Here is a 26,626-nt window from a genome sequence, read left to right as displayed (position 1 = left end):
TGCATCAGCAATACAAAGTCCGGCGATCCGTTGCTATGACGCTCTTTAGAATGGCGAATCTAAATGCGATTCATTGTAATTAAGGAAAGTCCGATGCCATCGTCACCCGAGGCGGCTGTAGTTCGCAATACCCCTTATGCATTGAGCAGTACGCTGGCGCCCGTGGTCGGCATGATGGCGCTCGGGGTTTTCAGCCCGGGTGCCCATGCGGCAGAGCAACCGGCAGCGGGTCAAGGCACGACGCTGACCCTGCCGGAATCGAATGTTCAGGGCACCTACATCTCGCCGTTCAAGGTTGACGAGGTGTCATCGCGCAAAGTCATGACGCCGCTGCTGGATGCGCCGCAAAGCATCACCATCGTGCCCCAGCAAGTGCTTAAAGAGCAGAACGCGCAGAGCTTGCAGGACATTCTGCGCAACGTGCCGGGCATCACCTTTATGTCCGGGGAGGGCAATCTGGGCTGGGGCGACCTGTTTTCGATCCGTGGTTTCTCGTCCGAGCAAAGCCTGACTGTCGATGGTGTGCGCGATGCGGGCATGTCAAGCCGCAACGATACCTTCAACTTGCAGCAAGCCGAGGTGTTCAAGGGTACGGGCGCCATTGAATCGGGTATTTCGGCGGTCGGTGGCAGCGTCAACCTGGTGACCAAGGAAGCCCATCTGGGGGACGCCAATCGGGTCTCCGCCGGCGTCGGCACTGACGGCTATCGTCGCCTGACCGCAGATATCAACCATGAGCTGAACGACACCAGCGCCGTGCGCATTAACCTGATGAAGCATGACAATCAGGTGGCCGACCGCGATGAGGTGGACTACGACCGCTGGGGCATTGCCACCTCGCTGGCTCTGGGGTTGTCGACGCCAACCCGCGCCTACCTCGATTTTTACTACCAGAAAGACAACAACACCCCGGACGGCGGCCTGCCGATTTTGCGCGGCACCGATGGCAAACGCATGCCTGGGGTCAAGCGCAGCAATTGGTATGGCGACTCCAGCCTGTACACCCAACAGACTGAAACCACCTCGCTGACTGGGCGTCTGGAGCATGATTTCGACAATGGCGCACTGCTGACCAACCAGCTGCGCTGGCAGCGCACTGACAACTTTTCAGTGCTCTCTCCGGCACGTTTCACGGCTGCCAACGCTGACGGCTCAAAAACCTGCACCGGCACCCGCTGTGCCACCTTGGGGTATGTCGGCGTCGGCCCCTTGTCGACGGTCAACGGGGTCAAGGTCTATACCGACTACACCAACAACGGCAGCACGGCGAATGGCATTTTGCGCGGCTCTGATTTCGGCCTCTCCAAGCGTTACACCATTCTCGACAACCAGACCGACCTGACGTTTGCCTTCGACACCGGGTCCATCAGCCACAAAGCCGTCGCCGGACTGGATGTGTACCACGAGACCTACGGCGGTCTGGACCGCAACGCTAAAGTCCCGGCATCCGACATGACGTTCGATATGAACGACCCGCAGCACCATTTTGATACGGTCTACACCACCAAGGGCGTCGGTGAGCCGCGCTCCATCGTCGACAACGCAGGGTTGTTTTTTGGCGACACCCTGACCCTCAATCAGTGGTGGCAAGTGATGGGCTCGCTGCGTTATGACCACTGGACCGCCGAGTCCACGCAGCGTGGGCAGGCCGACACCAAAGACTCTTCCGGGGCCTGGAGCGGGCGTGCCGGTGTGGTGTTCAAGCCGCAGCCCAATGGCACGATCTACGCCTCATACAGTGAATCGACCCAGCCTTCGGCCCTCGGCGTCACGACCAATAACCAGATCTACGGCGCGGCCAGCACCAGCAATTACACCCCGGCCAAGTCCAAAACCTACGAAGTTGGCACCAAGTGGGACCTGCTGGATAAAGGCATCAGCGTGACAGCGGCGATCTTCCGCACCGAACTGGACAACTCGTGGGAATACGCCGAAGGCGATACTTCCCCGGTTCGAGCACTGCCCGCCAAACGTGTCGACGGTGTCGAGTTGGGCCTGCAAGGCACAATCACTGATCGCTGGACCGCCTACAGCGGTTTCTCGGCCCTCAAAAGCGATCAAACCAAGGGCATCAACAAAGGCGAGGAGGCGAAGAACGTCCCGGATTTGACCGCCAACCTGTGGACCACCTACGCCATGACCGATGACCTGAGCCTGAGTTACGGCGCCAACTATGTCGGGCGCAGGCGTTACACCGACAACAAATACGTGGGTGGCCTGAATAACAACAGCAGCTATGCCGACGGCCCGTCGGGCGTGTACGCGATCTACGCCCGTGACAAAGAAAAAGCGCCGGGTTATTGGGTGCATTACGTTGCGGCGCAGTACAAGGTCAACCGCCAGACCACGGTCAACCTCAACGTCGACAACCTGTTCAACACCTTCTACTTCAGCCGTATCGGCGCTTCGCTGGATGGCTTCCAGTTATATGGCGTACCGGGGGCAGGGCGCACGCTGACCGCCAGCATCGATTATGACTTTTAAGCCCGATCGGGACGGGAGCGCGGCATGCTGATCGAGATTGGCGATCTGTTTCGCCCCGAAGAAGTCAGTGACATGCGCACGCGGCTGCTGGAGCAGCCGTGGGTCGATGGCAAAGTCACGGCCGGGCAGCGCTCGGCCCGTGACAAGTGCAATCGGCAACTGGCCGAAGACTCGGCGTTGGGCATCCTGCTCGGCCAGCGCATCCTCGCGCGGCTCTCTGATAACGCCCTGTTCATGTCGGCGGCGCTGCCCAAGCGTATCTACCCGCCGTTGTTCAATCGTTACAGCGGCGGCGAAGCGTTCGGGTTTCACATCGACAACGCCATTCGCGGCATCAAAGGCATCCGCGAGCGGGTGCGTACCGACCTGTCCGCCACGTTGTTCCTGACCGACCCCGAGACCTATGACGGCGGCGAACTGGTTATCCGCGACACTTTTGGCGAACGCAGCGTCAAGTTGCCGGCCGGGCATCTGGTGCTGTACCCCGGCACCAGCGTGCACAAGGTCAACCCGGTGACACGCGGCGAGCGAGTAGCGGCCTTTTTCTGGATCGAAAGCCTGGTTCGTGAAGACAGCCAGCGCAGCCTGTTACTGGACATGGACGTGGCCATTCAGCGTTTGACCGCGCAACAGGCCGATGACGAATCGCTGCTGCAATTGAGCGGCGTGTACCACAACCTCTTGCGCCGCTGGAGCGACGTGTGAGCCCTTTATTCAATGGGAGATTCCCTGTGTTCAAATCGTATTCGCGCGCCTGCGCAATGATGCTGGTTCTGCTCGCCGGTGGGCTCGGCGCTGTATCGTCGGTCTGGGCCAAAGACGTTACCGATGTGCTGGGGCGCGTGGTCGATGTGCCGGAGCACGTGCAGCGGGTGGTGCTGGGTGAAGGGCGATTGATTTCCACGCTGGCCATCCTCGACCGCGACCAGCCGTTTAAACGCATCGTGGGCTGGCAGAACGACCTGCGCAAACTCGACCCCAATACCTATGCCGCCTACGTGGCGAAATTTCCCGAGGTCAAGGATATTCCGCTGATTGGCCAAGCGTCCGAGCAGAGCGTCAGTGCCGAGCAGATCTTGGCCCTCAAGCCGGATTTGGCGGTGTTCAGTATTTCCGGGCACGGCCCGACCGAGCACAGCCCGGTGGCCGATATTTTGGAAAAAGCCGGTATTGCGGTGCTGTTTGTCGATTTCCGGGTCAACCCGGTGCAGGGCACCCATGACAGCATGACCGCGCTGGGCAAAGCGTTGGGGCGCGAAGCCCAAGCCAAAGCCTTTCTGGATTTTTACCAGCAGCACCTCAACACCCTCAGCGACACGCTGGGCGTGATCGACGACAGCAAACGCCCTAGCGTGTTTCTTGAATTGCTGGCCGGGGTGTGGGCTAACCCTGGGCACACCACGGGCAAGGGTGGCATGGGCGAGCTGATCAACCTGGTCGGCGGGCGCAATATTGCGGCGGGCGTCGTCCCCGGTGCGTTGGGTGACATCAGTGTTGAATACGCGCTCAAGGCCGACCCTGATGTGTACATCCTCACGGGCAATCAAAAGCCCGGCGTGATGATGGGCGCCGGGGTAGACCGTGCGACTGCGCAGGCTTCGTTGAAACAGGTACTGACCCGTCCGGAATTCGCCGATTTGCGGGCGATTCGCGAGGGCAATGTGCACGGCCTGTGGCATGATTTTTACAATTCGCCGTACAACATCCTGGCGATTGAGGCCCTGGCCAAGTGGATTCATCCCGAGAAATTTGCCGCCCTTGACCCGCAGCACACCCTGGATGAAATCAACCAGCAGTTCCTCGGCACGCCGCTGGCGGGCCAATACTGGATCAGTGAACAGAAATGACGGCGTCCCTGAACCCCGCCGTGGTGGCTGCCAGCCATGGTTATCGGCGCCTGCTGGCGCGGCGCGTGGCACTGCTGATCGGGATCGGCCTTGCGCTGATCGGAGCGGTGTTGCTTGACCTGTCCACCGGGGCTTCGGGGATGAGTCTCGGCGCCTTGATCGACGGCCTGCTGCACCCGCAAACCCTGGCGGTGACTGACCGGGTGATCATCTGGAATGTGCGCCTGCCGTATGCGCTGATGGCGGTACTGGTGGGCGCGGCGCTGTCGCTGGCCGGTGCCGAAATGCAGGCCATCCTCAATAACCCGCTGGCCAGCCCGTTCACGCTCGGCGTGTCGTCGGCGGCGGCGCTGGGCGCCTCATTGGTCATCGTGTTCCCGGTGAGCAGCGCCTTGTTGAGCCGCGATTCGATGGTGGCGTTGTCGGCCTTCGTGTTTGCCTGCGGTTCGATGTTCCTGCTGCATGGCATGTCGCGCTTAAGAGGCGCCGGAGTCGAAACCCTGGTGCTGTTCGGCATTGCGCTGGTGTTCAGTTGCAACGCGCTGGTGGCGCTGTTGCAACTGCTGGCCACCGAAGATGTGCTGCAACAATTGGTGTTCTGGAGCCTGGGCAGTGTGGCGCGGGCCAACTGGGACAAACTGAGCATTCTGGCCGCAGTGATCGCGCTGACGGTGCCGTTTTCGTTGCAGGCCAGCTCGCGCATGACCCTGTTGCGGATGGGCGAAGACCGCGCACACAGCTTTGGTGTTGACGTGCGGCGGCTGCGTTTTTTCTCGTTGCTGCGCATCAGCCTGTTGTCGGCCACCGCTGTAGCGTTCGTCGGCACCATCGGCTTTATCGGCCTGGTAGGCCCGCACATCGCGCGCATCCTAATCGGCGAAGACCAGCGCTTTCTGTTCCCGGCCAGCGCCTTGGTGGGCGCGTTGTTGCTGTCACTGTCCTCAGTGGTCAGCAAAATCATCATGCCGGGCGTCATCGTGCCGGTCGGTATCGTCACCGCGCTGGTCGGCGTGCCGATTTTTGTGGCGCTGGTGTTCAAGCGAGGTCGGCAGCTATGAGTGCCCAAGGATTAGTGGTCAGCCACGCCCAAGTGACCTACGGCCGTCGGGTGGTGATTCGCGATGCTTCGCTGCCCGAGTTGCAGCCCGGCACCCTCACGGCGTTGATCGGACCCAACGGCGCAGGCAAATCGACCTTGCTGCGCGGGCTGGCGGGCCTTGAAACCATCAAGGGCTCGGTCAGCTTGCAAGGTCGGCAACTGGGGGCGATGTCAGTTGCGGAGCGCGCCCGGTTGATCACCTACATGCCCCAGGACCTGCCGCCGGGGTTGGGGCTGAGCGTCATTGAAAGTGTGATGGCGGCCTTGCGCGTAGGGGGTGGCGGTGGCGATTACCTCGAACAGGGCTTTGGCGCCCTGCAACACATCGGCATCGCCCACCTGGCAGATCACATGCTCAATGCGTTGTCCGGTGGTCAGCGGCAATTGGTCAGCCTGGCGCAACTGATTGCCCGCCGTCCCAGCGTCATGCTGCTGGATGAACCCACCAGCGCACTGGACCTGAGCTACCAGTTGCGGGTCATGGAATGCGTGCGCGACAAGGTTCGTCAACACCAACTGATCGCCGTCATCGTCATGCACGACATCAGCTTGGCGGCGCGTTACGCCGACAACATCGCCGTGTTGCGCGAAGGCCAGGTTATGGACTTTGGTGCCGCCCACGACGTGCTGACCCCGCAACTGTTTGCCGACGTGTACGGCGTTCAGGTCCGGGTCGAGCGCTGCTCGCAACAGACCTTGCAGATACTGGTGGATTGCCCGCTGCCTGTGTAAGAGCGGTCAATCAGACTTGATTACCACCACGAAGCTTGCCACCAACAGCACCAGCAAGGCGGGGGCGAATGCGCCCACGCCGAGCTGTTCCAGTAATAGCCCGCCGAGAATGCCGCCGCCTGCAATGGCGCTATTCCAAGCCGTTACCAGCATTGATTGTGCGACGTCTGCAGCGTCTCCAGCGGTCTTGGCCACAGCGGTTTGAAACAGCGTGGCTGCGCCGCCGAATGCCAATCCCCAGGTGCCTACCGCCAGATAAACAATAATCGGGACCTGACCGGCAATGCCCAGCGCCAGCGCCGCCAGACCGAACAGCGCGATGCTGGCTAACGTCAGCGTTCGCAGATGGCGGTCAATCAGCACGCCGATCACCCAGATGCCGAGCAACGAGGTCAGCCCAAACGTCAGCAACACCAGGCCGGTGCTTTCAGCCATCCCCGCAGCACTGAGGAAAGGCGCTATGTACGTGTAGAGGATGTTGTGCGCAAGCACGAAGGCCAGCACCACGAACAACACCGAACGCACGCCGGGCAGCATAAATACTTGGCGCAGCGCCAGTCTTCGTCCTTGTGGTTGCCCGGCGAAATCCGGCACGTGCAGGCGCACCCAGAGCATGAGTACCAAGGCCAGAACACTCATGATGCCAAAGCAGGCGCGCCAACCCACCAAGGCCCCGAGGAAGGTGCCAGCCGGCACCCCCAACGACAATGCCAGCGGTGTGCCGACCATCGCCACGGCAATTGCGCGGCCCTGTTGATGGGCAGGGACCATACGCGCGGCGTAACCGGCCAGCAGCGCCCACAGCAACCCCGCCGATACGCCTGCCAGAAAGCGCGCGACCATGGTCAGCGAATAGCTGGATGACAAGGTGGTCACTGTATTGGCGATCACAAAACCGGCAATTGCCGTCAGCAGTAACGAGCGCCTGCGCATGCCCTGCGTGGCAGCGGTCAACGGGATCGCCGCCACCAGCGAACCGATGGCATAGATCGTCACGGTCTGGCCAATCCAGGCTTCAGACACCGCCAGGCCTTGGGCCATTTGCGGCAGCAATCCTGCGGGCAGGGCCTCGGTGAGAATAATGATGAATGCGGTCATGGCCAGCGCCAGCAGCGGCGCTAATGGCAGGCGGTCATTGATGGTCTTGGGGCAGGTGGAAGAGGTCATGACAGTTCCTGAGTTAGATCATTCATGGCCTGACGATAGAAATTTCCTGATTAAAGAAAAAGCGGGATACAGTTCCTCGTTGTGCGGACGGTTATGTCCGCAATTGAGCAGCGAGGTAAGCAATGGACAGCCTCAATGGCTTCGTAGTGTTTGTTCAGGTTGCCGAAACCCGCAGTTTCGTGGCGGCGGGCCGCCTGTTGGGGGTGTCGGCCTCGGCAGTGGGTAAAAGCGTGGCGCGGCTTGAAGAAAAGCTTGGGGTGCGGCTTTTCCACCGCAGTACGCGCAGTGTGACGTTGACTGCTGAGGGGATGCTGTTTCTGGAGCGCAGCCGCCGCATCCTGGCCGAAATTGAAGCTGCGCAGCAGGAGTTGTCACACGCTTCATCTGCGCCACGGGGGCGCCTGCGCGTGAGTCTGCCGTTGGTGAGCTCACTGGTATTGCCGGTGCTCGGCGAGTTTATGCGTGCCTACCCTGAGATCGAACTGGACCTGGATTTCTCTGACCGCATGGTCGATGTGATCGAAGAGGGTTTCGACGCCGTGGTGCGCACCGGAGAGCCTGTCGACTCAAGGCTGTCAGCCCGCCGTCTGGGGACCTTTGAGATGCGCGTAGTGGCCGCGCCCGAGTACCTTGCGCAGCGCGGGACGCCACAGGTACCTGCCGATTTGCTGCATCACACTTGCATGCATTACCGCTGGCCCACCAGCGGCAAGCTGCAAACGTGGGCGCTGCGTCAGGCGCCCGGCGAGCCCGAGTTGCAACTGCCAACCTCGATGATCTGCAACAACATCGAGACTCGCGTGTGTTTTGCGCTGCAAGGGCTGGGCATCACCTACCTGCCAGAATTCGCCATCCATGAGCCGCTGGCCGATGGCCGCCTGACGCTGATTCTGGGTGATTATGTAGCGTGCAGCGGGGTGTTCCATGTGCTGTGGCCTGCCAGTAAACACCCTTCACCCAAGGTGCGGGCGCTGGTGGACTTCCTCTGCGCACACGTGTTCCCCAACGCCGTTGCTGCGGGTTGACTCAAATCCACAGGTCGTTGGGGGGCTGTGCGATCGCCGCCTTTATGGCCGGCATTACAACGACCGCCTCGGTAACGCCTGCTCAGCTCCCTTTCGCGGAAACAATACTCGCCACCAAGTGCGGCTTGCAGTTCAGGTAGGCCGAGGATTTCAACCAGCGCTGATCGGGATACCAAGCAAACATGAACTGTCCGTCCTTGAGTGTGTCTACCACTTTGCGCGCGACTTGCGGGCGCACGGCAGGGCAGCCCTGGCTGCGGCCGATGCGGCCCTGACGCTGGCTCCACAGCGGGTTCACATAGCTGGCGGCATGAATCACGATGTCGCGATCACGGGCGCGGTCGTTGATGCCCGGCTCTAGTCCGTCCATGCGCAGGGAGTAACCGTTGGCGCCTTGATAGCTTTCCTGGGTACGAAACAAGCCCAGGCTGGATTGATAACTGCCTTCGCTATTGGAGAACTGAGTGGCGAAGTTTTCACCGGAATTCTGTCCATGGGCCACCAAGTCACGCAGCACCAGGGTCTTTTTATGCAAGTCAAAAATCCACAGTCGTCGTGCTGTGGAGGGTTGCGAGTAATCAATTACGGCCAGGTGCTCGGCCTGGCTGGCGCCATTATTGACGGCGCATTGCATGGCGCTGAGAGCGCTTTTGAGGGCTTGGGGGTTGAGTTCGGGGGCCGCTTGGGCAAGGCTGGAGAACAATACCGGTTGAAAAGAGCTGGCGGTGGCAGCGAACACCGGGCTTGAAAATGCGCCCAGTGTCGCGGCGGCCAAGCAAAGCCGTCGCAATAAAATCAGCATAAGTTAAGAGTTTCCACTGTTGAGTTGGCTCCTGACATTCCGTCGTTCTAAAGGCGACCCTGTTTTAGGTGCTAGCCTGAGGGGTGCCGCGACAAGTAATACGGTGACCCTCAACATAAAGGCCACGGACTGGAGTAAAGCAGTTGATCAAAAAACACGCATATTACTTGACACTTGTCTTGCTCGCTGCGCCGCTGGTCGCACTGGCCGATGAGCTGCCAGTCGAGCCCTTGAACCCGGTGCAAGTGGCATTGGCGCAATTGCCGCAGGCATGCCCGACCTTGGCCGTCAGTATCAACGAGCCTTCAAAGGCCCTGTTGCAGGCTTTTTACCAAAGCCAGAATAACCAGCCAATCTGGGCCGACAAGGGGCGCCTGACCGCCTTGCAAGGTGCATTGGCTACCCTGGCTGACGATGGCCTTGACCCGCAAAACTACCCTTTGCCCAACACACAGGACCTGTGTGCCGACATCGACACCAGTCGCCAGTACCTGCAAGCCTTGCAAGACCTGCACTACGGCCGTTTGCCGCAAGCCCGTTTCGAGCCCGTCTGGCATTCCAATGAAATGACGCCAGATCGCAGCCAGATTCTGGCAATTGCCGGGCCGGGGCTGCACGATGTGGCCCAGGCGTTTGCCTTGGCCCGTCCGGGGTTTGAGCTTTACCAGAACCTGCGCAACGTTTATGCCCGCCAGCGTCAGTTGCCGTTGCATAAATGGCAGTCAATAGCGGATGGCGCCTTGCTGCGTCCCGGTATGCAAGACCCGCGGATCCCCGCGTTGGCCCAGCGCCTGCTCAGTGAAGGCTATCTCGATCACTTGCCGGCAACGCCCAATAACGTGTACAGCAATGAATTGGTGTCTGCGGTTAAAAGCTTTCAACTCAACCACTCCTTGCAGGCCGATGGGGTCGTCGGCGCGGGCACGGTGAAAGAACTGAATGTCAGCCCGGCAACCCGGCTTGAGCAACTGCGCATCAACCTGGAGCGTTTTCGCTGGATGGCCCAGGATTTCGAGCCTTCGATCTTGCTGATCAACGTGCCAGCAGCGCAGTTGACGGTCTACCAGAATGGCTCGCCGGTGTGGCAAACCCGCACTCAGGTCGGGCGTGCGGATCGCCAGACGCCGTTGCTTAAATCGCGAGTGACCCGTCTGACCCTGAACCCGACCTGGACCATTCCGCCGACTATTTTCAAAGAAGACAAACTGCCGCAGATTCGCCGCGATTCGTCCTTCTTGAGCCGCCATGACTTGCAGGTCATCGACAGCAATGGTCAGCCGCTGTCGCCGCAGAGTATTGACTGGGATCGCCCCGGCAATATCTTGCTGCGCCAGGGCGCCGGGCCTAGAAACCCCTTGGGCCGGATCGTGCTGCGTTTCCCCAACCCATTTTCGGTGTACCTGCACGACACGCCGAGCCAGGCGCTGTTCAGCAAAGGCCCCCGGGCATTCAGTTCGGGGTGTGTACGGGTTGAATCAGTGTTCCAGTTACGAGATTTGCTGGTCACGCCTGCAGAAAAAACCCGCACTGAAGACTTGCTGGCCACCGGCTTGACCCATGAATTTCGGTTGTCCAATCCGATGCCGATCCTGATGAGCTACTGGACGGCGCAAGCCGACAAAAATGGCAAAGTGGTGTACGCCCCGGACATCTACAACCGAGACCCGGCGTTGATAGCCGCATTGGCCAATAAACGCTGATTAGACATCGTTTTACGCTGCCTGAAATCTGTAGGAGCGAGCTTGCCTCGCGATCTTTTAAACGATCAAAAGCTCGCGAGGCAAGCTCGCTCCTACAGGGAATGTGAAGTCGCGCAAACGCTGGCAAGCCAGGCTCCCACAACGCCGCTCCCTCCGTTACTATCCGTTTCCCGTTTATTGATCGTAGAGAACATCCCTATGTCCCAATGGCCTGACTCACGCTTTATCGACTTGGTAGGCATTACCAACCCCATCATTCAAGGCCCTATGCTCGGCGCCGGGGCTGATGTGATGATCGGCGTAGCGAAAGCGGGCGGCCTGGGCTCTCTGGCCTGTGCCACCTTGAGTCACGACGCGATTCGTGCAGAGGTTTCAGCCTTTCGCGCCGAGAGCGAACAGCCATTCAATCTGAATTTTTTCTGCCATCAGTCCCCTGAATACGACGAAGCTTGCGTGCAGCAGTGGAAGTCGCTGTTCAAGCCTTATTACGACGAGTTGGGCGCCGACTATGACGCGCCAACCCCGGTTTCGAGCCGGGCGCCTTTTGATGAGGCCACCTGTGCTCTGGTCGAAGAGCTGCGCCCGGCAGTGGTCAGTTTTCACTTCTCGCTCCCAGCCCCCGAACTGATCGCGCGGGTCAAAGCCTGTGGGGCAAAGATTCTCAGCGCCGCGACCACCGTTGAAGAAGCCCAATGGCTTGAGCAACACGGCTGCGACGCGATCATTGCGATGGGCTACGAAGCCGGTGGTCATCGAGCAATGTTTTTAAGCACTGAACTGACCACCCAAATCGGCACCTTTGCCCTGGTGCCGCAAATCGTCGATGCAGTCTCGGTGCCTGTGATTGCTGCAGGCGGCATTGCCGATGCGCGAGGGATTGCCGCCGCGTTTGCCTTGGGCGCCAGCGCGGTGCAAATCGGCACCGCGTACTTGTTTTGCCCGCAGGCAAACATAGCCAAGCCGCATTACCGGGCACTGCGCGAAGCCAGCGCCAGTGACACCGCGCTGACCAACCTGTTCACCGGGCGTCCAGCGCGCGGAATTATGAACCGGGTCATGCGCGAGCTCGGCCCGATCAACCCGCAGGCCCCGGCTTTCCCGTTGGCAGGTGGGGTGCTGCTGCCACTGAAGGCCAAGTCCGAGCCTGCCGGTTCCGGTGATTTCATCAACCTGTGGGCGGGGCAGGCATTTCCCCTGAGCCCTGGCCGAACTGCCGAGCTATCGTCCTATGAGCTGACCCGCAAGCTGCTGGACGATTACGCCGCACGCTCCACCGGTAAATAACGGCTTTGAGTGACGTGGCTGCTGGTGCGAATCAGCAGCCCGATCGCCGCCAGCACCGGTATGTTCACCAGGAGCAAGGCATAACGCAGCGACTCAACCCCAAACACCGGTTGCAACGCATCACTGAACAAACCTGCCAGCAACGGTCCGACCCCAACCCCCAGCAGCGTCGAGATAATCGTCTGCAAGGCCATGGCCGTGCCTCGGCGATTGCCCGGCACCAGTTGCGTGACCAGGTTGAAAGACGGCGCCACACACCACGTACAAAAAAAGCTGTAGAGCGCACACCAGAGCATCGCACTGGGAATGGGCAGCCCGCCCAGATGCAGCCAGACCGTGTTCGGCCACAGCAGATAAGCCACCAGGGCGCTGAGCGCCATGACATGGCCGATGATTGGAATGCCAATTTGCCAATGCGCATTACGCGGTGTCAGGTGATCGCTTAACCAGCCACTGAACAGCGCGCCGATCCCTGCCACGCCTCCGCAAATGAACCCCGCCAGCAAACCGGCGTGTTGCAGTGACAACCCGTGCGAGCGCACCAGAAAACTGGTGTTCCACATGCCAATGGCATATGCACTCAGGGTGGTCAGGCCGCCAGCCATGATCAGGCAGCGATAAGCGGGCAAGGCCCAGAGCTTGCGCGCTTCGATGCCCAGACTTTGCAGGGGGTGTGCCGCGTGGGCGCTGGCCAGATCCCAGCGTCCGCGTGCCGGGTCTTTGACCATAAACCCCAGCAGTGCTGAAAATCCCAGCGCCGGGATGCCAACCAGCATAAACGCCATGCGCCAGCCGTAGTGCTCGACCACCCAAGCGCCGAGGCTCAAACCAATGACGGCCGAAAACGTCGGCGCAGCGGTAAAACAACTGATGGCAAACGAACGTCGATGCGGCGGGTACAAATCGGCAATCACCGACATGGACGCCGATGTGGTGGGTGACTCGCTTACCGCGACCGCCATGCGCGCCAACGCCAGCATCCAGAAACTCACTGCCAGCCCGCAAAGCATTGTCGCCAGCGCCCATAGCAGGCAAGCCATGGCTAACAGCCGAGTCCGCGACATGCCATCGGCCAGGCGTCCGGCGGGCAAGGCGAGCAGGGCATAGACCCCAGAAAACGCCAGGCCCGATACCAGGCCCATGGCCGTGTCACTGACCCCGAATTCGCGTTTGATTGGCTCGATCATCACCGCCAGAATCTGCCGCCCGACAAAGTTGTCGGCAAACACTGCGGCCAGCAACAACAGCAATCCGTGGCTGCGCCAGCCGACGTGTGGGTTGGACATATTCGATTCCCTATCCGCTAAAAACGCCAAAGGCGCTGACGCACAGAGCGCCAGCGCCTTTGGCAATAAACCGCTGTCAGGCGCGCTGGCGAGCCAGGGTCATGGCAGTGTCTTCGATCATGTCTTCCTGACCACCAACCATGCCGCGACGGCCCATTTCCACGAGAATTTCCCGGGCCGGAACGCCGTACTTTTTCTCGGCGCGCTTGGCGAACAGCAAGAACGAGCCATAGACCCCGGCGTAACCCATGGTCAGGGCATCGCGGTCGCTGCGGATCGGGAAGTCCATGATCGGCACTACCAGATCTTCGGCCACGTCTTGAATGCCGAACACGCTGACCCCGGTTTCGATGCCCATGCGGTCGCACACCGCGACCAGGATTTCCATGGGGGTGTTGCCTGCGCCCGCGCCCAAACCCGCGGCCGCCGCGTCAATCCGGGTGGCTCCGGCTTCGATGGCAGCGATGGAGTTAGACACGCCCATCGACAGGTTATGGTGGCCGTGAAAACCGATCTCGGTGTCCGGGTGCAGCACTTCACGCAAGGCCGCGACCCGCGCCTTGATGTCGTGGGGCAGCATGTAGCCCGCCGAATCGGTGAGGTAAATGCAGTTGGCGCCGAAGCTCTCCATCAGCTTGCCTTGCTTGACCAGCCCTTCGGGGCTGTTCATGTGCGCCATCATCAGAAAGCCCACGGTGTCCATGCCCAGTTTGCGGGCATACGAGATGTGCTGTTCCGACACGTCGGCTTCAGTGCAGTGGGTGGCCACGCGAATGGTGTTGACCCCCAGTTCGTAGGCCATTTGCAGGTGGTCGACGGTGCCGATCCCTGGCAGCAGCAAGGCTGACACCTTGGCCTTTTTCATCATGGGGATCACCGCCGAGAGGTATTCCTCGTCGGTGTGTGCCGGAAAACCGTAGTTCACCGAACTGCCGCCCAGGCCATCGCCGTGGGTGACTTCAATCAGCGGTACGCCCGCCGCATCAAGCCCACAGGCGATGTCTTTCATCTGTTGCAGGCTGATCTGGTGACGCTTGGGGTGCATGCCATCGCGCAGGCACATGTCATGCACGGTGATTTTTTTGCCGCGAAGGTCCATGGGGTGCTCCTTAAACGAGGGCAGGCTGTGGGGCACAGGCCTTGAGTTGCAGTTCGCCCTTGAGGATTTCCTCAGCGAACATTTCGGCGGTGCGCGCGGCAGCAGCGGTCATGATGTCGAGGTTGCCGGCGTACTTGGGCAGGTAATCGCCCAGGCCTTCGACTTCCATGAAAATCGACACTCGATTGCCGTCAAACACCGGACCATTCACCAGCTTGTAGCCGGGCACGTAGTGCTGGACCTGCTCGATCATGTTGGCAATGGCCACGGTGATGGCGGCTTGATCGGGCTCGGTTTCGGTCAGGCAGTGCACGGTGTCACGCATGATCAGTGGCGGCTCGGCCGGGTTGACGATAATGATCGCCTTGCCTTTCTTGGCGCCGCCGACCTGTTCGATAGCACTGGCCGTGGTGCGGGTGAATTCGTCGATGTTTTTGCGCGTGCCCGGGCCTACGGATTTGGACGCAGCCGTGGCGACGATTTCGGCATAGGCCACGGGTTGCACACTGGACACCGCAGCCACCAGCGGAATCGTCGCCTGGCCGCCGCAGGTCACCATGTTGACGTTCATCGCGCCGCGCTTGAGGTTGGCCTTGAGGTTCACCGGCGGCACGCAGTACGGGCCGATGGCCGCCGGGGTCAGGTCGATCATCAGCACGCCCAGCTCATTGAGCTTGCGGCTGTTCTCGGCGTGCACGTAGGCCGACGTTGCATCAAAGGCGATTTGAATGTTGTCTTCCAGCACGTGTGGCAGCAGTCCGTCGACCCCGTCGCTGGTGGTTTTCAGGCCCATGTCGCGGGCGCGGCTCAGGCCTTCGGAGGTGGCATCGATACCGACCATCCACACCGGCTCCAGCACGTCACTGCGCAGCAACTTGTACAGCAGGTCAGTGCCGATATTGCCCGGCCCGATCAGGGCGCATTTAATCTTTTTGCTCATGGGAAGGCTCTCGAACGGGGTTTAGGGCACAAAGCGCAGACGGGCAGAGCCCAGGCCACTGAGGGTCAGGCTGACTTCATCACCGGGTTGCACCGGCACCAGCGGCGCCAGGGCCCCGGAAAGAATGATTTCGCCCTTGCGAAACGGAATGTCGAACTGGCCCAGTGTGTTGGCCAGCCAGGCCACCGCCGCACACGGATGGCCTTGCACCGCAGAACCGAAGCCGTGGCCTGCGGGCTGGCCATTTTTCAGCAGGTGCAACTCGACCTTGGCCAGGTCCAGGTCACGCGGGTCGATCCGTTGTTCACCCAAGGCAAACACCCCGCACGAGGCGTTATCGGCCACCGTGTCCTGAATGCGGATTTTCCAGTCAGCGATGCGCGAGTCGACAATTTCAAAGCACGGCACTACCCACTGGCTGGCGGCCATCACGTCTTCGGCCGTAATGCCGGGGCCGTGCAAGTCTTCACCGAGAATAAATGCAATCTCGCCTTCAGCCCGTGGCTGCACCAGCGTGTGGGCGGCGAAACTCACATCGCTGTCATCGGCAACCTGCATGCGATTGGTCAAAAAACCGAAGTCGGGCTGATGCACATCGAGCATGTCCTGCACGGCACGGCTGGTGACGCCGATTTTTTTGCCAATCACCTGTTCGCCCAAGGCTTCGCGGCGCTGCAAAAAGCGCAGGGAAATCTGATACGCCGTGTCCAGGGTCAAGTCCGGGTAACGCTGGGTCAGCGGTTGCAGGCTGCGGCGCTCGCGCAAGGCATGAAACAGCTCATCGCCCAGGGCTTGAATCAACTGTGTGTCCATAACCACTCACTCTAAAATTGGCAATTCCCTGTGTAGGAGCGAGCTTGCCTCGCGATCTTTTAAACGATCAAAAGATCGCGGGGCAAGCTCGCTCCTACAGGAGTTGTTAGGGCAATCTCAGCCCGGCCAGACGCTCGACTCGGCGCCGCCATCCACTTCAATGATCTTGCCCGTGACCCAGCGTGACGCCGGGGTCGCGAGGTACAGCGCGGCAGCGGCAATGTCTTCAACCTCGCCCAGGCTTTGCATCGGTGTGGCCTTGATCATGCCGTCGCGCATGGCGACCGGCAGCACGCGGTTCAAGGCGTCGGTGAGGATCGGGCCGGGGGCAATTGCATTGACCCGTACCAGCGGGGCGAAATCCTGGGCCAGCAAACGGGTCATGTGGCTCAACGCAGCCTTGGCCGAGCCATAGGCGCTGAACTGGGTTTGCGCATAGCGCGCTGCACCCGACGTGATGTTGATGATGTTGCCCATACCGGCCTCGCGCATATGCGGCACGCAGAGCTGGCACAGGTGATAGGCCGACGACACGTTGAAGCGCAGGATTTCCTCAAAACGCTCGACGCTCAGGGTCAGCGGGTCGTTGGGGCCCGCGCCGCCTGCGTTATTGACCAAGTGGGTAATGCGCCCCATCTGTTCGCGGGCCTGGATTACCACGGCGCTGCGCTGTTCGGCATCATTCACGTCGCAACTCAATGCCAGGGCTCGACGGCCCAGGTTGCGGACTTCTTCGGCAACCGCTTCCACGTCACTCAAGGTGCGGGCCGCGAGGACCACATCGGCCCCGGCTTCGGCGTAGGCCAGGGCGATGCCCCGGCCAATACCGCGGCCGCCACCGGAAATCACCGCCACACTGCCGGTCAGGTTGAAGCGCTGGAGAATAGTCATACATCGTCCTTTTATGGATTAGCGGGGGGCCCACAGATCGGGCAGGCCAGGGTCGCTGGCGGCGATCAGGCGTTTGAGCAGTACCTTGAGCGCTTGCGCATCACCGGGGCCAAGCTTGGCCGAGACGTTTTCTTCCACGGCCTTGGCCAGTGCCAATTGCTGCAATGAGGCTTCGCGGCCATTGGCCGTCAGCACATAGCGCGGCGCCTGCACGGTGCCTTCTACTGCTACCAGGTTTTGTTTTTCCAGAAAACGCATGCTGGCGACTGTCACCACGTGCCCGGTGTAGCTGGTGAAGGTGTTGATCTCGTGCAAAGACAGGTTGTCGCGGATACACAGCACCGAGAGGATGAAAAACGCATGCTCATCCAGTTGCTGATTGCTCAGCAGGCGGTGCAGGGCGTCCAGCAGTTGGTAGTGCGCACGGCCCAGCAAGTAACCCAGCAAGTCTTCGGTGTAACTGCATTCCGGTGGCGGCGGGGTGGTGGCCAGGCGCAACTCACTGCGTGGCTTGCGCGTTGCCAGGGCGTACTGGCCGCTCTGGAACGCCAGCGGTGCGCGATCACTGTGGTCGAAGGCGAGCACTTCACCGACAAAAATCACGTGATCGCCGCCTTCATATTGAAAGGCCGTGCGGCACTGAAAGCGGGCTGTGCAATCTTGCAGCAGCGGTGCTTCGCTGATGCCGTTGTCGAGTTCGATTTCGGCAAACTTGTCTTCGCCCTGCATGGCAAAGCGACCGGACAGCGGCTCCTGTTCGGTCGACAGCACGTGCACGTTCCAGTGTTTGCCGGAGCTGAACACCGGCAGACTGCGGGCGGATTTGGCCAGGCTCCACAACACCAGCGGTGGGTTGAGCGAGACCGAGTTAAAGCTGTTGGCGGTGATCCCGATGGGCGAGCCATCTTGCGCCTGAGTGGTGATGATCGTCACCCCGGTGGTGAAGGTGCCCAGCGCGGTGCGGAACGCCTGCGGATCAAAACTGCTTTGCACTGCCATGACGAACCCCATGGATTGAATTTTCGTGCTCGCAGTATTCGCCGCCAGGCCGCGCGCTACATCGTCTTAATGGACTAACGAATTCAGCCGATCATGGTCCGATTGGACGAGGCGCCAGTCCGCGGGATTGGCTAGCTTCGGCGCATCCTTCAGCCCCTTTAGCCTTAGAGAGGACGCGCCATGAGCACCCCGCACACATCCACCCAAACTGCCCCCGAGCAGCTATCCAGCCTGTTGGCCGCCCAAAAGAAGGCGTTTATTGATGCGGGCCCGGTCAGTGCCGAGCAGCGCCGCGAGCGCATACAACGGGTGATTGATCTGTTGGTGCGTTATCAGCAACCCTTGATCGAAGCCATCGACCTGGACTTCGGTGGCAGGCCGCAGGGCTTTTCGTTGATGAATGACGTGCTGGGTTCGCTGGCCTCGCTTAAATATGCCCGCGACCACCTTGAACACTGGATGGCGGACGAGCCCCGCGAGGTGTTTGCACCCTATGACCAGCTAGGCGCCAAAGCGTGGGTCATGCATCAACCCAAAGGCACGGTCGGCATTATCGGTACGTGGAACGCGCCGCTGTTTACGGTGCTCAGCCCGCTGGCCTGCGTGCTGGCGGCGGGTAACCGAGCGATTCTCAAGCCGTCAGAAGTAGTGCCGTTGACGTCCAGTGTGCTGGCACAAGCCTTTGCCGAGCTGTTTGACCCGCTGGAAGTCGCCGTGGTGACCGGCGATGCGCAGTTGGCACAGGCTTTCACGGCGCAACCGTTTGACCACCTGGTGTTCACTGGCAGCACCGCGGTGGCGCGCTCGGTGATGCGCAATGCCGCCGAAAACCTGGTGCCGCTGACTCTGGAATTGGGCGGCAAGTCGCCGGTGATCATTTCCCGCACGGCTGATCTGGCCAAGGCCGCCTTCAGCATCGCGGTGGCCAAAACCAACAATGGCGGGCAGATTTGCATCACCCCGGACGTGGTCTACGTACCCAGTGAGCAACTGGAAGATTTTGTGGGCGCGCTGGACATGGCCTACAGCGATCTGATCCCCCGTGTTGAGGGCAACCCGGATGTGATCGCGGTGGTCAATGCGCGGCATTTGCAGCGTGTCGAAGGTTACGTGCAGGACGCCCGTGAGCGGGGTGCGCGGATCGTCAGCTTTCCGCACGCACTTAAGGCGGATGCACAGTCACGCCGGCGCCCCTTGCAGGTGGTGATTGACCCGCCGCGTGATAGCCAGATCCTGCGCGAAGAGATCTTCGGCCCAGCGCTGGTGGTCTTGCCTTATCAGCAACTCGATCAGGCCCTGGCCGACATCCACGCCCGCGAACGGCCATTGGCGCTGTACTACTTTGGCCAGAGTGAAGAGGAGCAGCGGCATGTACTGGGGCACACGCTGTCGGGCGGGGTGACGATCAACGATGTGTTGATGCATGCCGCCTTGCACGATGCGCCGTTTGGCGGGGTCGGTGCTTCTGGCATGGGCCACTACCACGGCCGCGAAGGCTTCCTGGAGTTCAGTCATATGCGCACCGTGTTCAAGGCCCCAGCCCATGACCCGCGCCGCGAATGGGGTTTGCTGCCACCGTACGGCGAGCACTTCCTGCCGACCATGCAATCGATGGTCACGCCTGATTAACCCGTAATCCCACCCTGTAGGAGCGAGCTTGTCTCGCGATTTTTTGATCTTTTAAAGATAGCGATGCAAGACGGCATGTTTCCTTATAAAAACAAGATCTTGCCCGGAGAATTATTGTGCAAAAACCTGTCGCGACACCTGAAACCCAAGATGGCTGGCCGCGTCGCCACGTGCTCAAGGCCGGTGCCTTGGCCGTGGGCGCCGGTTTGCTCGCACGTTATGCCACAGCTGCCACTGGCAGCGGCGTATCCCCGGCGCAATACCAGGCCATGGATGCCTGGGACATGGCTGACGCCGTGAAAAAAGGCGAAATCAGCCCGGAACACCTGCTGGCTGCCGCCATCGCCCGCTGTGATGCCGTCAACCCTAAAGTCAACGCCGTCAACATGCGCCATGACGAGTACGCCCACGGGCTGCTCAAGGCTCGACGTGCGGGCGGCGAAGCCACCAATGGCGCATTGGCCGGGGTGCCCATCCTGCTCAAAGACCTCAACACCTACCTTGAAGGCACGCGCACCACCAATGGCAGTCGCCTGTACAAGGACGCGCCGGCTGCCGAGCAGACCAGCACCCTGATCACCCGTTATCAGGCGGCCGGTGCGGTACCTTTCGGCAAAACCGCGTGCCCGGAATTTGGTCTGACCACCACCACTGAATCCCTGCTGTGGGGGCAAACCCGTAACCCGTGGAACCTCGCCCGCAGCGCAGGCGGTTCATCCGGTGGTGCGGCGTCAGCGGTCGCCGCGGGCATTGTGCCGGTAGCGCATGCCACCGACGGCGGCGGCTCGATCCGCATTCCTGCGTCGTACTGCGGCGTGGTCGGGCTCAAGCCCAGCCGTTACCGGACCCCAAGTGGGCCTGGCAAATACGAAGGCTGGTTTGGTGCCAGCGTCGGCAACGTGGTCTCGCGCAATGTGCGCGACATGGCGTTGTTTCTCGATGTGGGGCAAGGGCATGAAAAGGGCAGCCCTTATTGGGCAAAACCGCTGGTGCGTCCTTACATCGAAGAAATACGCACGGCCCCGGGCCGCTTGCGCATTGGCCTGGTGCGGACCTCACTGACCGGCTCGCCACTGGACCCGGCAGTGGCCAAGGTGCTCGACGACACCGCCAAGCGCCTGGCAGGCATGGGGCACAACGTTGAAGAATTGCGCCTGAGCGTCGACCCTCGGCAGTTGTTCGGCGCCCATGGCTCAGTCGTCGGCGACGCGTTGCTGACCATGATTCACGACCGTGAGCAAGTGCTGGGGCGGGCGGCGACCCCGCAAGACTTTGAGCGCATTACCGAGGTGGTGTTGAGCAATGCGCAAAAAGTCACCGGCGAAGGGCTGTACCGGGCGCGACAATCGTTTGAAACCATCGGTGGCTACATGGAACAACAGTTCGACACCTATGACGTGATCTTGTCGCCGGTCACGGCCAACGTCACCCCGGAACTGGGGGTGCTCAGCCTCGACCAGCCGTGGGACACCTACGCCCACAACGCCATGGGCAGCGCGGCGTTTACCGTACTGGCCAACGTCAGCGGCCAACCGGCCATCTCACTGCCGGTAGGCATGAGCGACAACGGTTTGCCGATCGGCATGATGTTCACCGGGCCTCTGGGCGGTGAAGACGTACTGTTGCGTTTGAGCGCGCAAATCGAGCAAGACCGGCCGTGGGCGAAATTACCGACTCTGTAGCACTTCACACTCCCGCGGGCTGCGATCTATGGGTCTTGAATATCAAAAGATCGCCGCCTGAGGCAGATTCACAGATCTATGGCGCGCGAACACGTAGCAGTTGCCGAGCCTGCGAGGCTACGTCCGGCTGCGAAGCGATCGTAAAACCCTGGGTGCAGGGTTTAACTGACACACCGCAGTGCTTGATTTTACGACTGCTGCGCAGCCGGACGTAGCCTCGCAGGCTCGGCAACTGCTACGAAATCAGCTTGCTGCACACCCTAGAATCTCCATGCCAGTGGATATGTCCCAAATCAAAACACCCTAGTCCGCTTTGACGATGATCCCCAACGCGCCAAGTCCGAATATTGCTCACACACCGCCCGCGCATTCGCGCAGCGAGAGACTGACGGAGAACAGACGGATGGATCAGATACGAGAGAAAAGTCCGATAGAGCTTGAGCTGCTGGAACGCGCGCGCAACCTGATACCTGCGCTAAAAAGCCGTTCGGCCCAGGCGGACAAGGACTGCAAGCTGCCAGACGAAACCATTCGCGATATGCAAGAAGCCGGGCTCTTTCGCGCTTTGCAGCCGAAAATCTGGGGCGGGCACGAAGTCGATCTGCGAACCTTTTTTGAAATTCAGATGACCCTGGCCGAAGGTTGCATGTCGACCGCCTGGGTGTTTGGTGTGGTGGGCGTTCACCCGTGGCAATTGGCGCGCTATCCGGTCGAAGCCCAGCGTGATGTGTGGGGCGAAGACAGTTCGGTGCTGGTGGCCTCGACTTATATGCCTGTGGCCAAAGTCACACCGGTCAAGGGCGGTTATCAAGTCAGCGGACGCTGGGGCTTTTCCAGCGGCAGCCAGCATGCGCAATGGTGTCTGCTTGGCGGCATCGTGCCGCAAGACGAAACCGGCCCGACCGAACACGGCACCTTCCTGATTCCGGCCAGCGACTATCGCATTGAGCAGAACTGGGACGTACTGGGGCTGCGCGGCAGCGGCAGCCACGACATCGTGGTCGAGGACGCCTTTGTTCCGGCGCACCGGGTGCAACGCACCAACAACTACACGATCGAAGCCACGCCGGGGCGACTGACCAACACCCACCCGATGTATTCCATCCCGTTTGCCCAGGTGTTTGCCCGTGCGGTCTCAACCTCGGCCATCGGTGCGCTGCAAGGCGCGATCAACGAGTTCCGCGACAACGCGGCCAAACACATCGGCAAGCACGGCGCCAAAACCGCCGAAGACCCGGCCGCACAAGCCGCTGTGGCCGAAGCGACCATCACCGTCGACGCGCTCAAGCTGGTGCTGATGCGCAACTACGGGCACCTGATGGCCTTGGCTGCGGCAGGTGAATACCCGGATGTCGAAACCCGCTTGCTGTATCGCTACCAGTCGTCCCACGTGACCAATGTGTGCGCCGACCGGGTCAGCGACCTGTTGCGCTGCATGGCCGCCTCGGGCTTGTACAACACCAACCCGGTGGCGCGTTTCTTCCGCGACCTGCATCAGGCTCGCGGGCATATCGCCAACAACGAGGCCGCTTACCGACGCAGTTATGGCCTGGTGCAATTAGGCCTGCCGAACGCAGACCCCTTTGTTTGATCGAGCAGCCATGGCGTTGATCGAATGAGCCCTGCGGTGCTCGCGCACGGCCGTGTGCGAGCACCGTTGGCCGTTCCGTCAGCATGAATTTCTGACCTCAGCGGATGACATAACAATAATGACGGCTCACGTTCAGTCTCAGTCCACCTATGACGTAATCGTGGTCGGCTCCGGTGCCGGGGCCATGACCTCGGCCCTGTTTGCTGCCGATCAGGGCCTTTCAGTGCTGATCGTCGAAAAAAGCGACAAGTACGGCGGGACCTCGGCCATTTCCGGCGGCGGTATCTGGATCCCGAATAACCATTACTTTGCGGCCATGGGCGGGCAGGACAGCCCTGAGTTGTCGATGCAATACCTCAAGGCCGCGACTGGCAAACATGGCGATCCGCTGCGCTTGCAGGCGTACCTGGACAACGCCGCGCCGATGATCAAAAAGCTGACCGCCAGCAGCCGTGTGCGGTATGCCGTGGCGGCCAAATACCCGGATTATTACCCGCAACTGCCGGGCGCGCTGGCCGGTGGCCGCACCCTGGACCCGGAACTGTTTGACACCAGCCTGCTGGCCGAAGAACTGTCCAACCTGCGCAAGCCTTCGCCCTCGACCCTGCTCATGGGGCGCATCGCCTGGACCGCTCGTGACGCGCACAAGGCCATGGCCCGCAGCTTCGGCTGGCAATGGCTGATATTCAAATTGATGGCGCGCTACAAGCTGGACTTCAAGTGGCGCCGTAAAAGCAAATACGACCGCCGCGCGGCGTTGGGCAGTTCGCTGGTGGCGTCTTTGCGCCGCTCGTTGATGGACCGCAACGTCCCGCTGTGGCTCAACACCGATTTTCAGGACGTCGTGCTCGACGGTGATCGGGTCTGCGGAATCAAGGTCGCCACCGGCGGTAACGTGCTGGAACTGAAGGCGCGGCGCGCGGTGATTTTTGGCTCCGGCGGCTTTGAGCAGAATCAGACCCTGCGCGAGAAATTCCTCCCGCAACCGACCCGCGTCAGCTGGAGCGCCACGCCGCCGGGCAACAACACCGGGGCTGCGCTGGAAGCGGGGATGAACATCGGCGCTGCCACCGCGCTCATGGACTGGGCATGGTGGGCACCGACCATCGCCGTGCCGGGCGAAGAAAAGCCACGCGGCGTGTTTGCCGAGCGTGCGTTTCCTGGGGCCATTGTGGTCAACAGCCTGGGCCATCGTTTTGTCAACGAAGCGGCGCCGTACCTGGAATTTGTCGATGCCATGTACCAGGACAACCGCAAAACCGGGGGCCGTTCGGTGCCGTCGTGGGTGATCTTCGACGGCCATTTCCGTTTTCATTACGCCATGGGGCCATTAATGCCTGCCCAAGTGGTGCCCGACAGTCGCTTGCGCAAAGAGTGGCTCAACAGCGTGTATTGGAAAGCCGACAGCCTGGACGCGCTGGCCCTGCAAATCGGTGTGGATGCCGCCGGGTTGAGCAACACCGTACAGAAGATCAACGGCTACGCGCAGACCGGTGTTGACCTCGACTTTGCTCGGGGTGGCAACGTGTTCGACCGTTATTACGGCGACAGCAACATCAAACCCAACCCGTGCCTGGCACCGCTGCGCAAAGGCCCGTACTACGCCATGCGTTTGGACGCGGGCGACATTGGCACCAAAGGCGGCCTGCTGACCAACCAGCACGCACAAGTGCTGCGTGAAAACGGCCAGCCGATTGCCGGGCTGTATGCAATTGGCAACTGCTCGGCTTCGGTGATGGGCACCAGTTACCCGGGTGCGGGCGGCACCTTGGGCCCGGCCATGACCTTCGGTTACATCGCGGCCAACCACATCGCCCGCCATGTCCAGGCAGTGAGTAAAGCCAAAGCCGAGGCCCTGTCATGAGCCGCGTCACTGACAGCAACACCCGGATCCTGCGGCCTTTGCAGCAGCGTGAACTGGGCAATCGCCCATGGCATTCAAGCTGTGACGTGCTGGTCATCGGTTGGGGCGCGGCGGGTGCCTGCGCCGCCCTGGAGGCTCGCAGTCAGAGTGTCGACGTGATGGTCGCCGACCGTTTTACCGGCGGCGGGGCCAGTGCCAAAAGCGGCGGCGTGGTCTATGCCGGTGGCGGCACCCGTCAGCAACAGGCCGCCGGATTTAACGACAGCCCGCAAGCCATGTTTGATTACCTCAAACACGAAACCCAGGGCGTGATCAGCGATACGACCCTGCGCACGTTTTGCGACGACAGCATCAGCAATCTGCGTTGGCTCGAAGGGCATGGCGCGCAGTACAGCCACAGCTTGCCCCCGGGGGGTAAAACCTCGTACCCGTCCGATGGCTACTTTTTGTATTACTCGGGCAACGAACTGGTGCCGTCGCACGCGGGCCCCCAACCCCCGGCTCCCCGTGGTCATCGCACGGTGGGCAAGGGCCAGTGCGGGGCAGTACTTTACGGGCATTTGAAAGCGGCCTGCCTGCGGGCTGGCGTCAGGCCTTTGTTGCAATCGGCCGCGCAGCGTTTGGTGGTGGATGACCACGGGCGGGTGATCGGTGCCGAGTTCTGCCATCTGCCTGAGGGGTCGCGTGAAGCCAAGCTGCACGCACGGCTCGCAGCACGGGCTGAACGTCTGCAAAACTTTGCCCCCGGTTATTGCGATCGCCTGCGGCAAAAAGTCAGTGACCTGGAGCGTGCTCACGGCCAACTGATTCTGGTGCGGGCGCGGCGTGGTGTGATCCTCAGCACCGGGGGATTCATCTTCAATCGCACCTTGATCCGTGACCACGCGCCTGCGTTTCGCCGCAACTTCAAAGTCGGCGCCACTGGCTGCGATGGCAGCGGGTTGCTGCTGGGACAGTCGGTCGGAGCACAGGCCGAACGCTTGAGCCGGGTTTCGGCTTGGCGTTTCATCAACCCGCCGTTTTGCTGGCCCAAAGGGATTGTGGTCAACACCGCGGGCCAGCGTTTCTGTAATGAAGAAGTCTACGGCGCCACCCTTGGCCAGCCATTGTGTGAAGAGCAGGGCGGCAAAGCCTGGCTGGTGCTGGACGCACGGCTGCGTAAACAGGCGATTCATCAGGCGCTGTTTGGCGGTTACTGGTGGTTCCAGAGCGTGCCCGCGCTGGCCCTGATGCTGTTGCGAGTGCGCAAGGGTCAAACCCCCGATCAACTGGCCACAACCTGCGGGATGCAGGCCGCAGAGCTGAGTGAGTCGTTGCGTGCTTATAACGCCGGTGCCCGTGGCATCGCGCCGGATGCGTTTGGCAAGTCTGAAGGCAGCCGTCAGGTGCTCGATCAAGGGCCGTTTTATGCCTGTGACATCAGTGTTGGCAATCCGATCTTCCCGCTGGGGGCGCTGACCCTTGGCGGCCTCAAAGTGGATGAAAGCAACGGCGCCGTGCTGGATCACGACGGTGAGCCAATTGCTGGGCTGTTCAGTGCCGGGCGCACGGCAATAGGCGTGGCATCGCACCTGTATATCAGCGGTTTGTCATTGGCCGATTGCGTATTTTCCGGGCGACGTGCGGGGCGTGCCGTCAGCAAAAATGTTCCGTCGCACGCACAGAACCCGGCTCTTGTGATGAGTACTTGAT

The 26,626-nt window shown here is 61.0% G+C and carries 21 protein-coding genes; 13 read left to right on the top strand and 8 right to left on the bottom strand.

The window, feature by feature from the left end; genetic code table 11:
• Positions 1-93: 93 nt before the first annotated feature.
• From RHM56_RS13055 to RHM56_RS13035, 5 genes are read left to right on the top strand one after another with little or no spacing between them, the layout of a single operon-like run.
• On the top strand, positions 94-2,484 hold the full coding sequence (locus tag RHM56_RS13055) for a TonB-dependent siderophore receptor (RefSeq protein ID WP_322232687.1): 2,391 nt from the start codon (positions 94-96) through the stop codon (positions 2,482-2,484).
• A gap of 24 nt (positions 2,485-2,508) precedes the next feature.
• Complete coding sequence (locus RHM56_RS13050) at positions 2,509-3,189, top strand: Fe2+-dependent dioxygenase (RefSeq protein ID WP_322232685.1); 681 nt, start codon at positions 2,509-2,511, stop codon at positions 3,187-3,189.
• Between the two features lie 56 nt (positions 3,190-3,245).
• Complete coding sequence (locus tag RHM56_RS13045; protein WP_322241771.1) at positions 3,246-4,331, top strand: ABC transporter substrate-binding protein; 1,086 nt, start codon at positions 3,246-3,248, stop codon at positions 4,329-4,331.
• A complete protein-coding gene (locus RHM56_RS13040; protein WP_322232683.1) occupies positions 4,328-5,389 on the top strand; it encodes an iron ABC transporter permease in 1,062 nt (353 codons plus the stop codon). Before RHM56_RS13045 ends, RHM56_RS13040 begins: the two co-directional genes overlap by 4 nt.
• Complete coding sequence (locus RHM56_RS13035) at positions 5,386-6,162, top strand: ABC transporter ATP-binding protein (RefSeq protein ID WP_322232681.1); 777 nt, start codon at positions 5,386-5,388, stop codon at positions 6,160-6,162. The genes RHM56_RS13040 and RHM56_RS13035 overlap by 4 nt, the downstream gene beginning before the upstream one ends.
• Positions 6,163-6,168: 6 nt before the next feature.
• Here the strand turns inward: RHM56_RS13035 and RHM56_RS13030 are convergent, their stop codons facing one another.
• Complete coding sequence (locus RHM56_RS13030; RefSeq protein ID WP_322232679.1) at positions 6,169-7,329, bottom strand: MFS transporter; 1,161 nt, start codon at positions 7,327-7,329, stop codon at positions 6,169-6,171.
• 122 nt (positions 7,330-7,451) lie between these two features.
• Here RHM56_RS13030 and RHM56_RS13025 point away from each other — a divergent pair, with 122 nt between their 5' ends.
• Complete coding sequence (locus RHM56_RS13025) at positions 7,452-8,354, top strand: LysR family transcriptional regulator (protein ID WP_322232677.1); 903 nt, start codon at positions 7,452-7,454, stop codon at positions 8,352-8,354.
• 82 nt (positions 8,355-8,436) lie between these two features.
• Here RHM56_RS13025 and RHM56_RS13020 read toward each other — a convergent pair whose 3' ends face one another.
• On the bottom strand, positions 8,437-9,156 hold the full coding sequence (locus tag RHM56_RS13020; protein ID WP_322232675.1) for a murein L,D-transpeptidase catalytic domain family protein: 720 nt from the start codon (positions 9,154-9,156) through the stop codon (positions 8,437-8,439).
• A gap of 143 nt (positions 9,157-9,299) precedes the next feature.
• Between RHM56_RS13020 and RHM56_RS13015 the strand changes: the two genes are divergently transcribed.
• Together RHM56_RS13015 and RHM56_RS13010 are read left to right on the top strand one after the other, a co-directional pair.
• Positions 9,300-10,856 carry a L,D-transpeptidase family protein gene (locus RHM56_RS13015; RefSeq protein ID WP_322232673.1) on the top strand — a complete coding sequence of 519 codons (1,557 nt, stop codon included), beginning with the start codon at positions 9,300-9,302 and terminating at the stop codon, positions 10,854-10,856.
• Positions 10,857-11,054: 198 nt separating this feature from the next.
• The gene (locus RHM56_RS13010) at positions 11,055-12,140 is read left to right on the top strand and encodes a nitronate monooxygenase (protein ID WP_322232671.1); all 1,086 of its coding nucleotides are present in this window, start codon (positions 11,055-11,057) and stop codon (positions 12,138-12,140) included.
• On the opposite strand, the gene RHM56_RS13005 is transcribed toward RHM56_RS13010, so the two are convergent.
• The 6 genes from RHM56_RS13005 to RHM56_RS12980 form a co-directional block, all read right to left on the bottom strand.
• Positions 12,113-13,426, bottom strand: coding sequence for an MFS transporter (locus tag RHM56_RS13005; protein WP_322232669.1), 1,314 nt, complete (start codon positions 13,424-13,426; stop codon positions 12,113-12,115). The two genes, RHM56_RS13010 and RHM56_RS13005, sit on opposite strands and share 28 nt — an antisense overlap.
• Positions 13,427-13,502: 76 nt before the next feature.
• Entirely contained in the window at positions 13,503-14,525 is a 1,023-nt protein-coding gene (gene dmpG, locus RHM56_RS13000; RefSeq protein WP_322232667.1) for a 4-hydroxy-2-oxovalerate aldolase, read from the bottom strand.
• Between the two features lie 10 nt (positions 14,526-14,535).
• Complete coding sequence (locus RHM56_RS12995) at positions 14,536-15,465, bottom strand: acetaldehyde dehydrogenase (acetylating) (RefSeq protein ID WP_322232665.1); 930 nt, start codon at positions 15,463-15,465, stop codon at positions 14,536-14,538.
• Between the two features lie 21 nt (positions 15,466-15,486).
• A complete protein-coding gene (locus RHM56_RS12990; protein WP_322232662.1) occupies positions 15,487-16,278 on the bottom strand; it encodes a fumarylacetoacetate hydrolase family protein in 792 nt (263 codons plus the stop codon).
• A 117-nt stretch (positions 16,279-16,395) separates the two neighbouring features.
• On the bottom strand, positions 16,396-17,169 hold the full coding sequence (locus RHM56_RS12985) for a glucose 1-dehydrogenase (protein ID WP_322232660.1): 774 nt from the start codon (positions 17,167-17,169) through the stop codon (positions 16,396-16,398).
• An 18-nt stretch (positions 17,170-17,187) separates the two neighbouring features.
• Positions 17,188-18,168, bottom strand: coding sequence for a flavin reductase family protein (locus RHM56_RS12980; protein ID WP_322232658.1), 981 nt, complete (start codon positions 18,166-18,168; stop codon positions 17,188-17,190).
• Positions 18,169-18,348: 180 nt separating this feature from the next.
• Here RHM56_RS12980 and RHM56_RS12975 point away from each other — a divergent pair, with 180 nt between their 5' ends.
• From RHM56_RS12975 to RHM56_RS12955, 5 genes are all read left to right on the top strand, one after another.
• A complete protein-coding gene (locus RHM56_RS12975; protein ID WP_322232655.1) occupies positions 18,349-19,797 on the top strand; it encodes a coniferyl aldehyde dehydrogenase in 1,449 nt (482 codons plus the stop codon).
• Between the two features lie 116 nt (positions 19,798-19,913).
• Entirely contained in the window at positions 19,914-21,479 is a 1,566-nt protein-coding gene (locus tag RHM56_RS12970; protein ID WP_322232653.1) for an amidase, read from the top strand.
• Between the two features lie 403 nt (positions 21,480-21,882).
• Positions 21,883-23,070, top strand: a complete 1,188-nt coding sequence (locus tag RHM56_RS12965) for an acyl-CoA dehydrogenase family protein (protein WP_322232651.1) — start codon at positions 21,883-21,885, stop codon at positions 23,068-23,070.
• A 118-nt stretch (positions 23,071-23,188) separates the two neighbouring features.
• The gene (locus tag RHM56_RS12960; protein WP_322232649.1) at positions 23,189-24,934 is read left to right on the top strand and encodes an FAD-binding protein; all 1,746 of its coding nucleotides are present in this window, start codon (positions 23,189-23,191) and stop codon (positions 24,932-24,934) included.
• Positions 24,931-26,625: an FAD-binding protein gene (locus tag RHM56_RS12955; protein ID WP_322232647.1), complete on the top strand. Its 1,695-nt coding sequence runs from the start codon at positions 24,931-24,933 to the stop codon at positions 26,623-26,625. The genes RHM56_RS12960 and RHM56_RS12955 overlap by 4 nt, the downstream gene beginning before the upstream one ends.
• The last annotated feature ends 1 nt before the right edge of the window (position 26,626 follow it).

The sequence above is a fragment of the Pseudomonas sp. CCC3.1 genome, assembly GCF_034347405.1.
In the GTDB taxonomy this organism is placed as follows: Bacteria; Pseudomonadota; Gammaproteobacteria; order Pseudomonadales; family Pseudomonadaceae; genus Aquipseudomonas.
This window is presented reverse-complemented; position numbering and strand designations above follow the sequence as displayed.

Excerpts from the sequence above, each read along its gene's own strand:
- RHM56_RS13025 (WP_322232677.1), top strand. The coding sequence starts at position 7,452 with ATGGACAGCCTCAATGGCTTCGTAGTGTTTGTTCAGGTTGCCGAAACC.
- RHM56_RS13040 (WP_322232683.1), top strand. The coding sequence starts at position 4,328 with ATGACGGCGTCCCTGAACCCCGCCGTGGTGGCTGCCAGCCATGGTTAT.
- RHM56_RS12980 (WP_322232658.1), bottom strand. The coding sequence starts at position 18,168 with ATGGCAGTGCAAAGCAGTTTTGATCCGCAGGCGTTCCGCACCGCGCTG.
- RHM56_RS12995 (WP_322232665.1), bottom strand. The coding sequence starts at position 15,465 with ATGAGCAAAAAGATTAAATGCGCCCTGATCGGGCCGGGCAATATCGGC.
- RHM56_RS12960 (WP_322232649.1), top strand. The coding sequence starts at position 23,189 with ATGACGGCTCACGTTCAGTCTCAGTCCACCTATGACGTAATCGTGGTC.
- RHM56_RS13055 (WP_322232687.1), top strand. The coding sequence starts at position 94 with ATGCCATCGTCACCCGAGGCGGCTGTAGTTCGCAATACCCCTTATGCA.
- RHM56_RS13035 (WP_322232681.1), top strand. The coding sequence starts at position 5,386 with ATGAGTGCCCAAGGATTAGTGGTCAGCCACGCCCAAGTGACCTACGGC.
- RHM56_RS13010 (WP_322232671.1), top strand. The coding sequence starts at position 11,055 with ATGTCCCAATGGCCTGACTCACGCTTTATCGACTTGGTAGGCATTACC.
- RHM56_RS13045 (WP_322241771.1), top strand. The coding sequence starts at position 3,246 with ATGATGCTGGTTCTGCTCGCCGGTGGGCTCGGCGCTGTATCGTCGGTC.
- RHM56_RS12965 (WP_322232651.1), top strand. The coding sequence starts at position 21,883 with ATGGATCAGATACGAGAGAAAAGTCCGATAGAGCTTGAGCTGCTGGAA.
- RHM56_RS12955 (WP_322232647.1), top strand. The coding sequence starts at position 24,931 with ATGAGCCGCGTCACTGACAGCAACACCCGGATCCTGCGGCCTTTGCAG.
- RHM56_RS13020 (WP_322232675.1), bottom strand. The coding sequence starts at position 9,156 with ATGCTGATTTTATTGCGACGGCTTTGCTTGGCCGCCGCGACACTGGGC.
- RHM56_RS13005 (WP_322232669.1), bottom strand. The coding sequence starts at position 13,426 with ATGTCCAACCCACACGTCGGCTGGCGCAGCCACGGATTGCTGTTGTTG.
- RHM56_RS13050 (WP_322232685.1), top strand. The coding sequence starts at position 2,509 with ATGCTGATCGAGATTGGCGATCTGTTTCGCCCCGAAGAAGTCAGTGAC.
- RHM56_RS12975 (WP_322232655.1), top strand. The coding sequence starts at position 18,349 with ATGAGCACCCCGCACACATCCACCCAAACTGCCCCCGAGCAGCTATCC.
- RHM56_RS12985 (WP_322232660.1), bottom strand. The coding sequence starts at position 17,169 with ATGACTATTCTCCAGCGCTTCAACCTGACCGGCAGTGTGGCGGTGATT.
- dmpG (WP_322232667.1), bottom strand. The coding sequence starts at position 14,525 with ATGGACCTTCGCGGCAAAAAAATCACCGTGCATGACATGTGCCTGCGC.
- RHM56_RS13030 (WP_322232679.1), bottom strand. The coding sequence starts at position 7,329 with ATGACCTCTTCCACCTGCCCCAAGACCATCAATGACCGCCTGCCATTA.
- RHM56_RS12990 (WP_322232662.1), bottom strand. The coding sequence starts at position 16,278 with ATGGACACACAGTTGATTCAAGCCCTGGGCGATGAGCTGTTTCATGCC.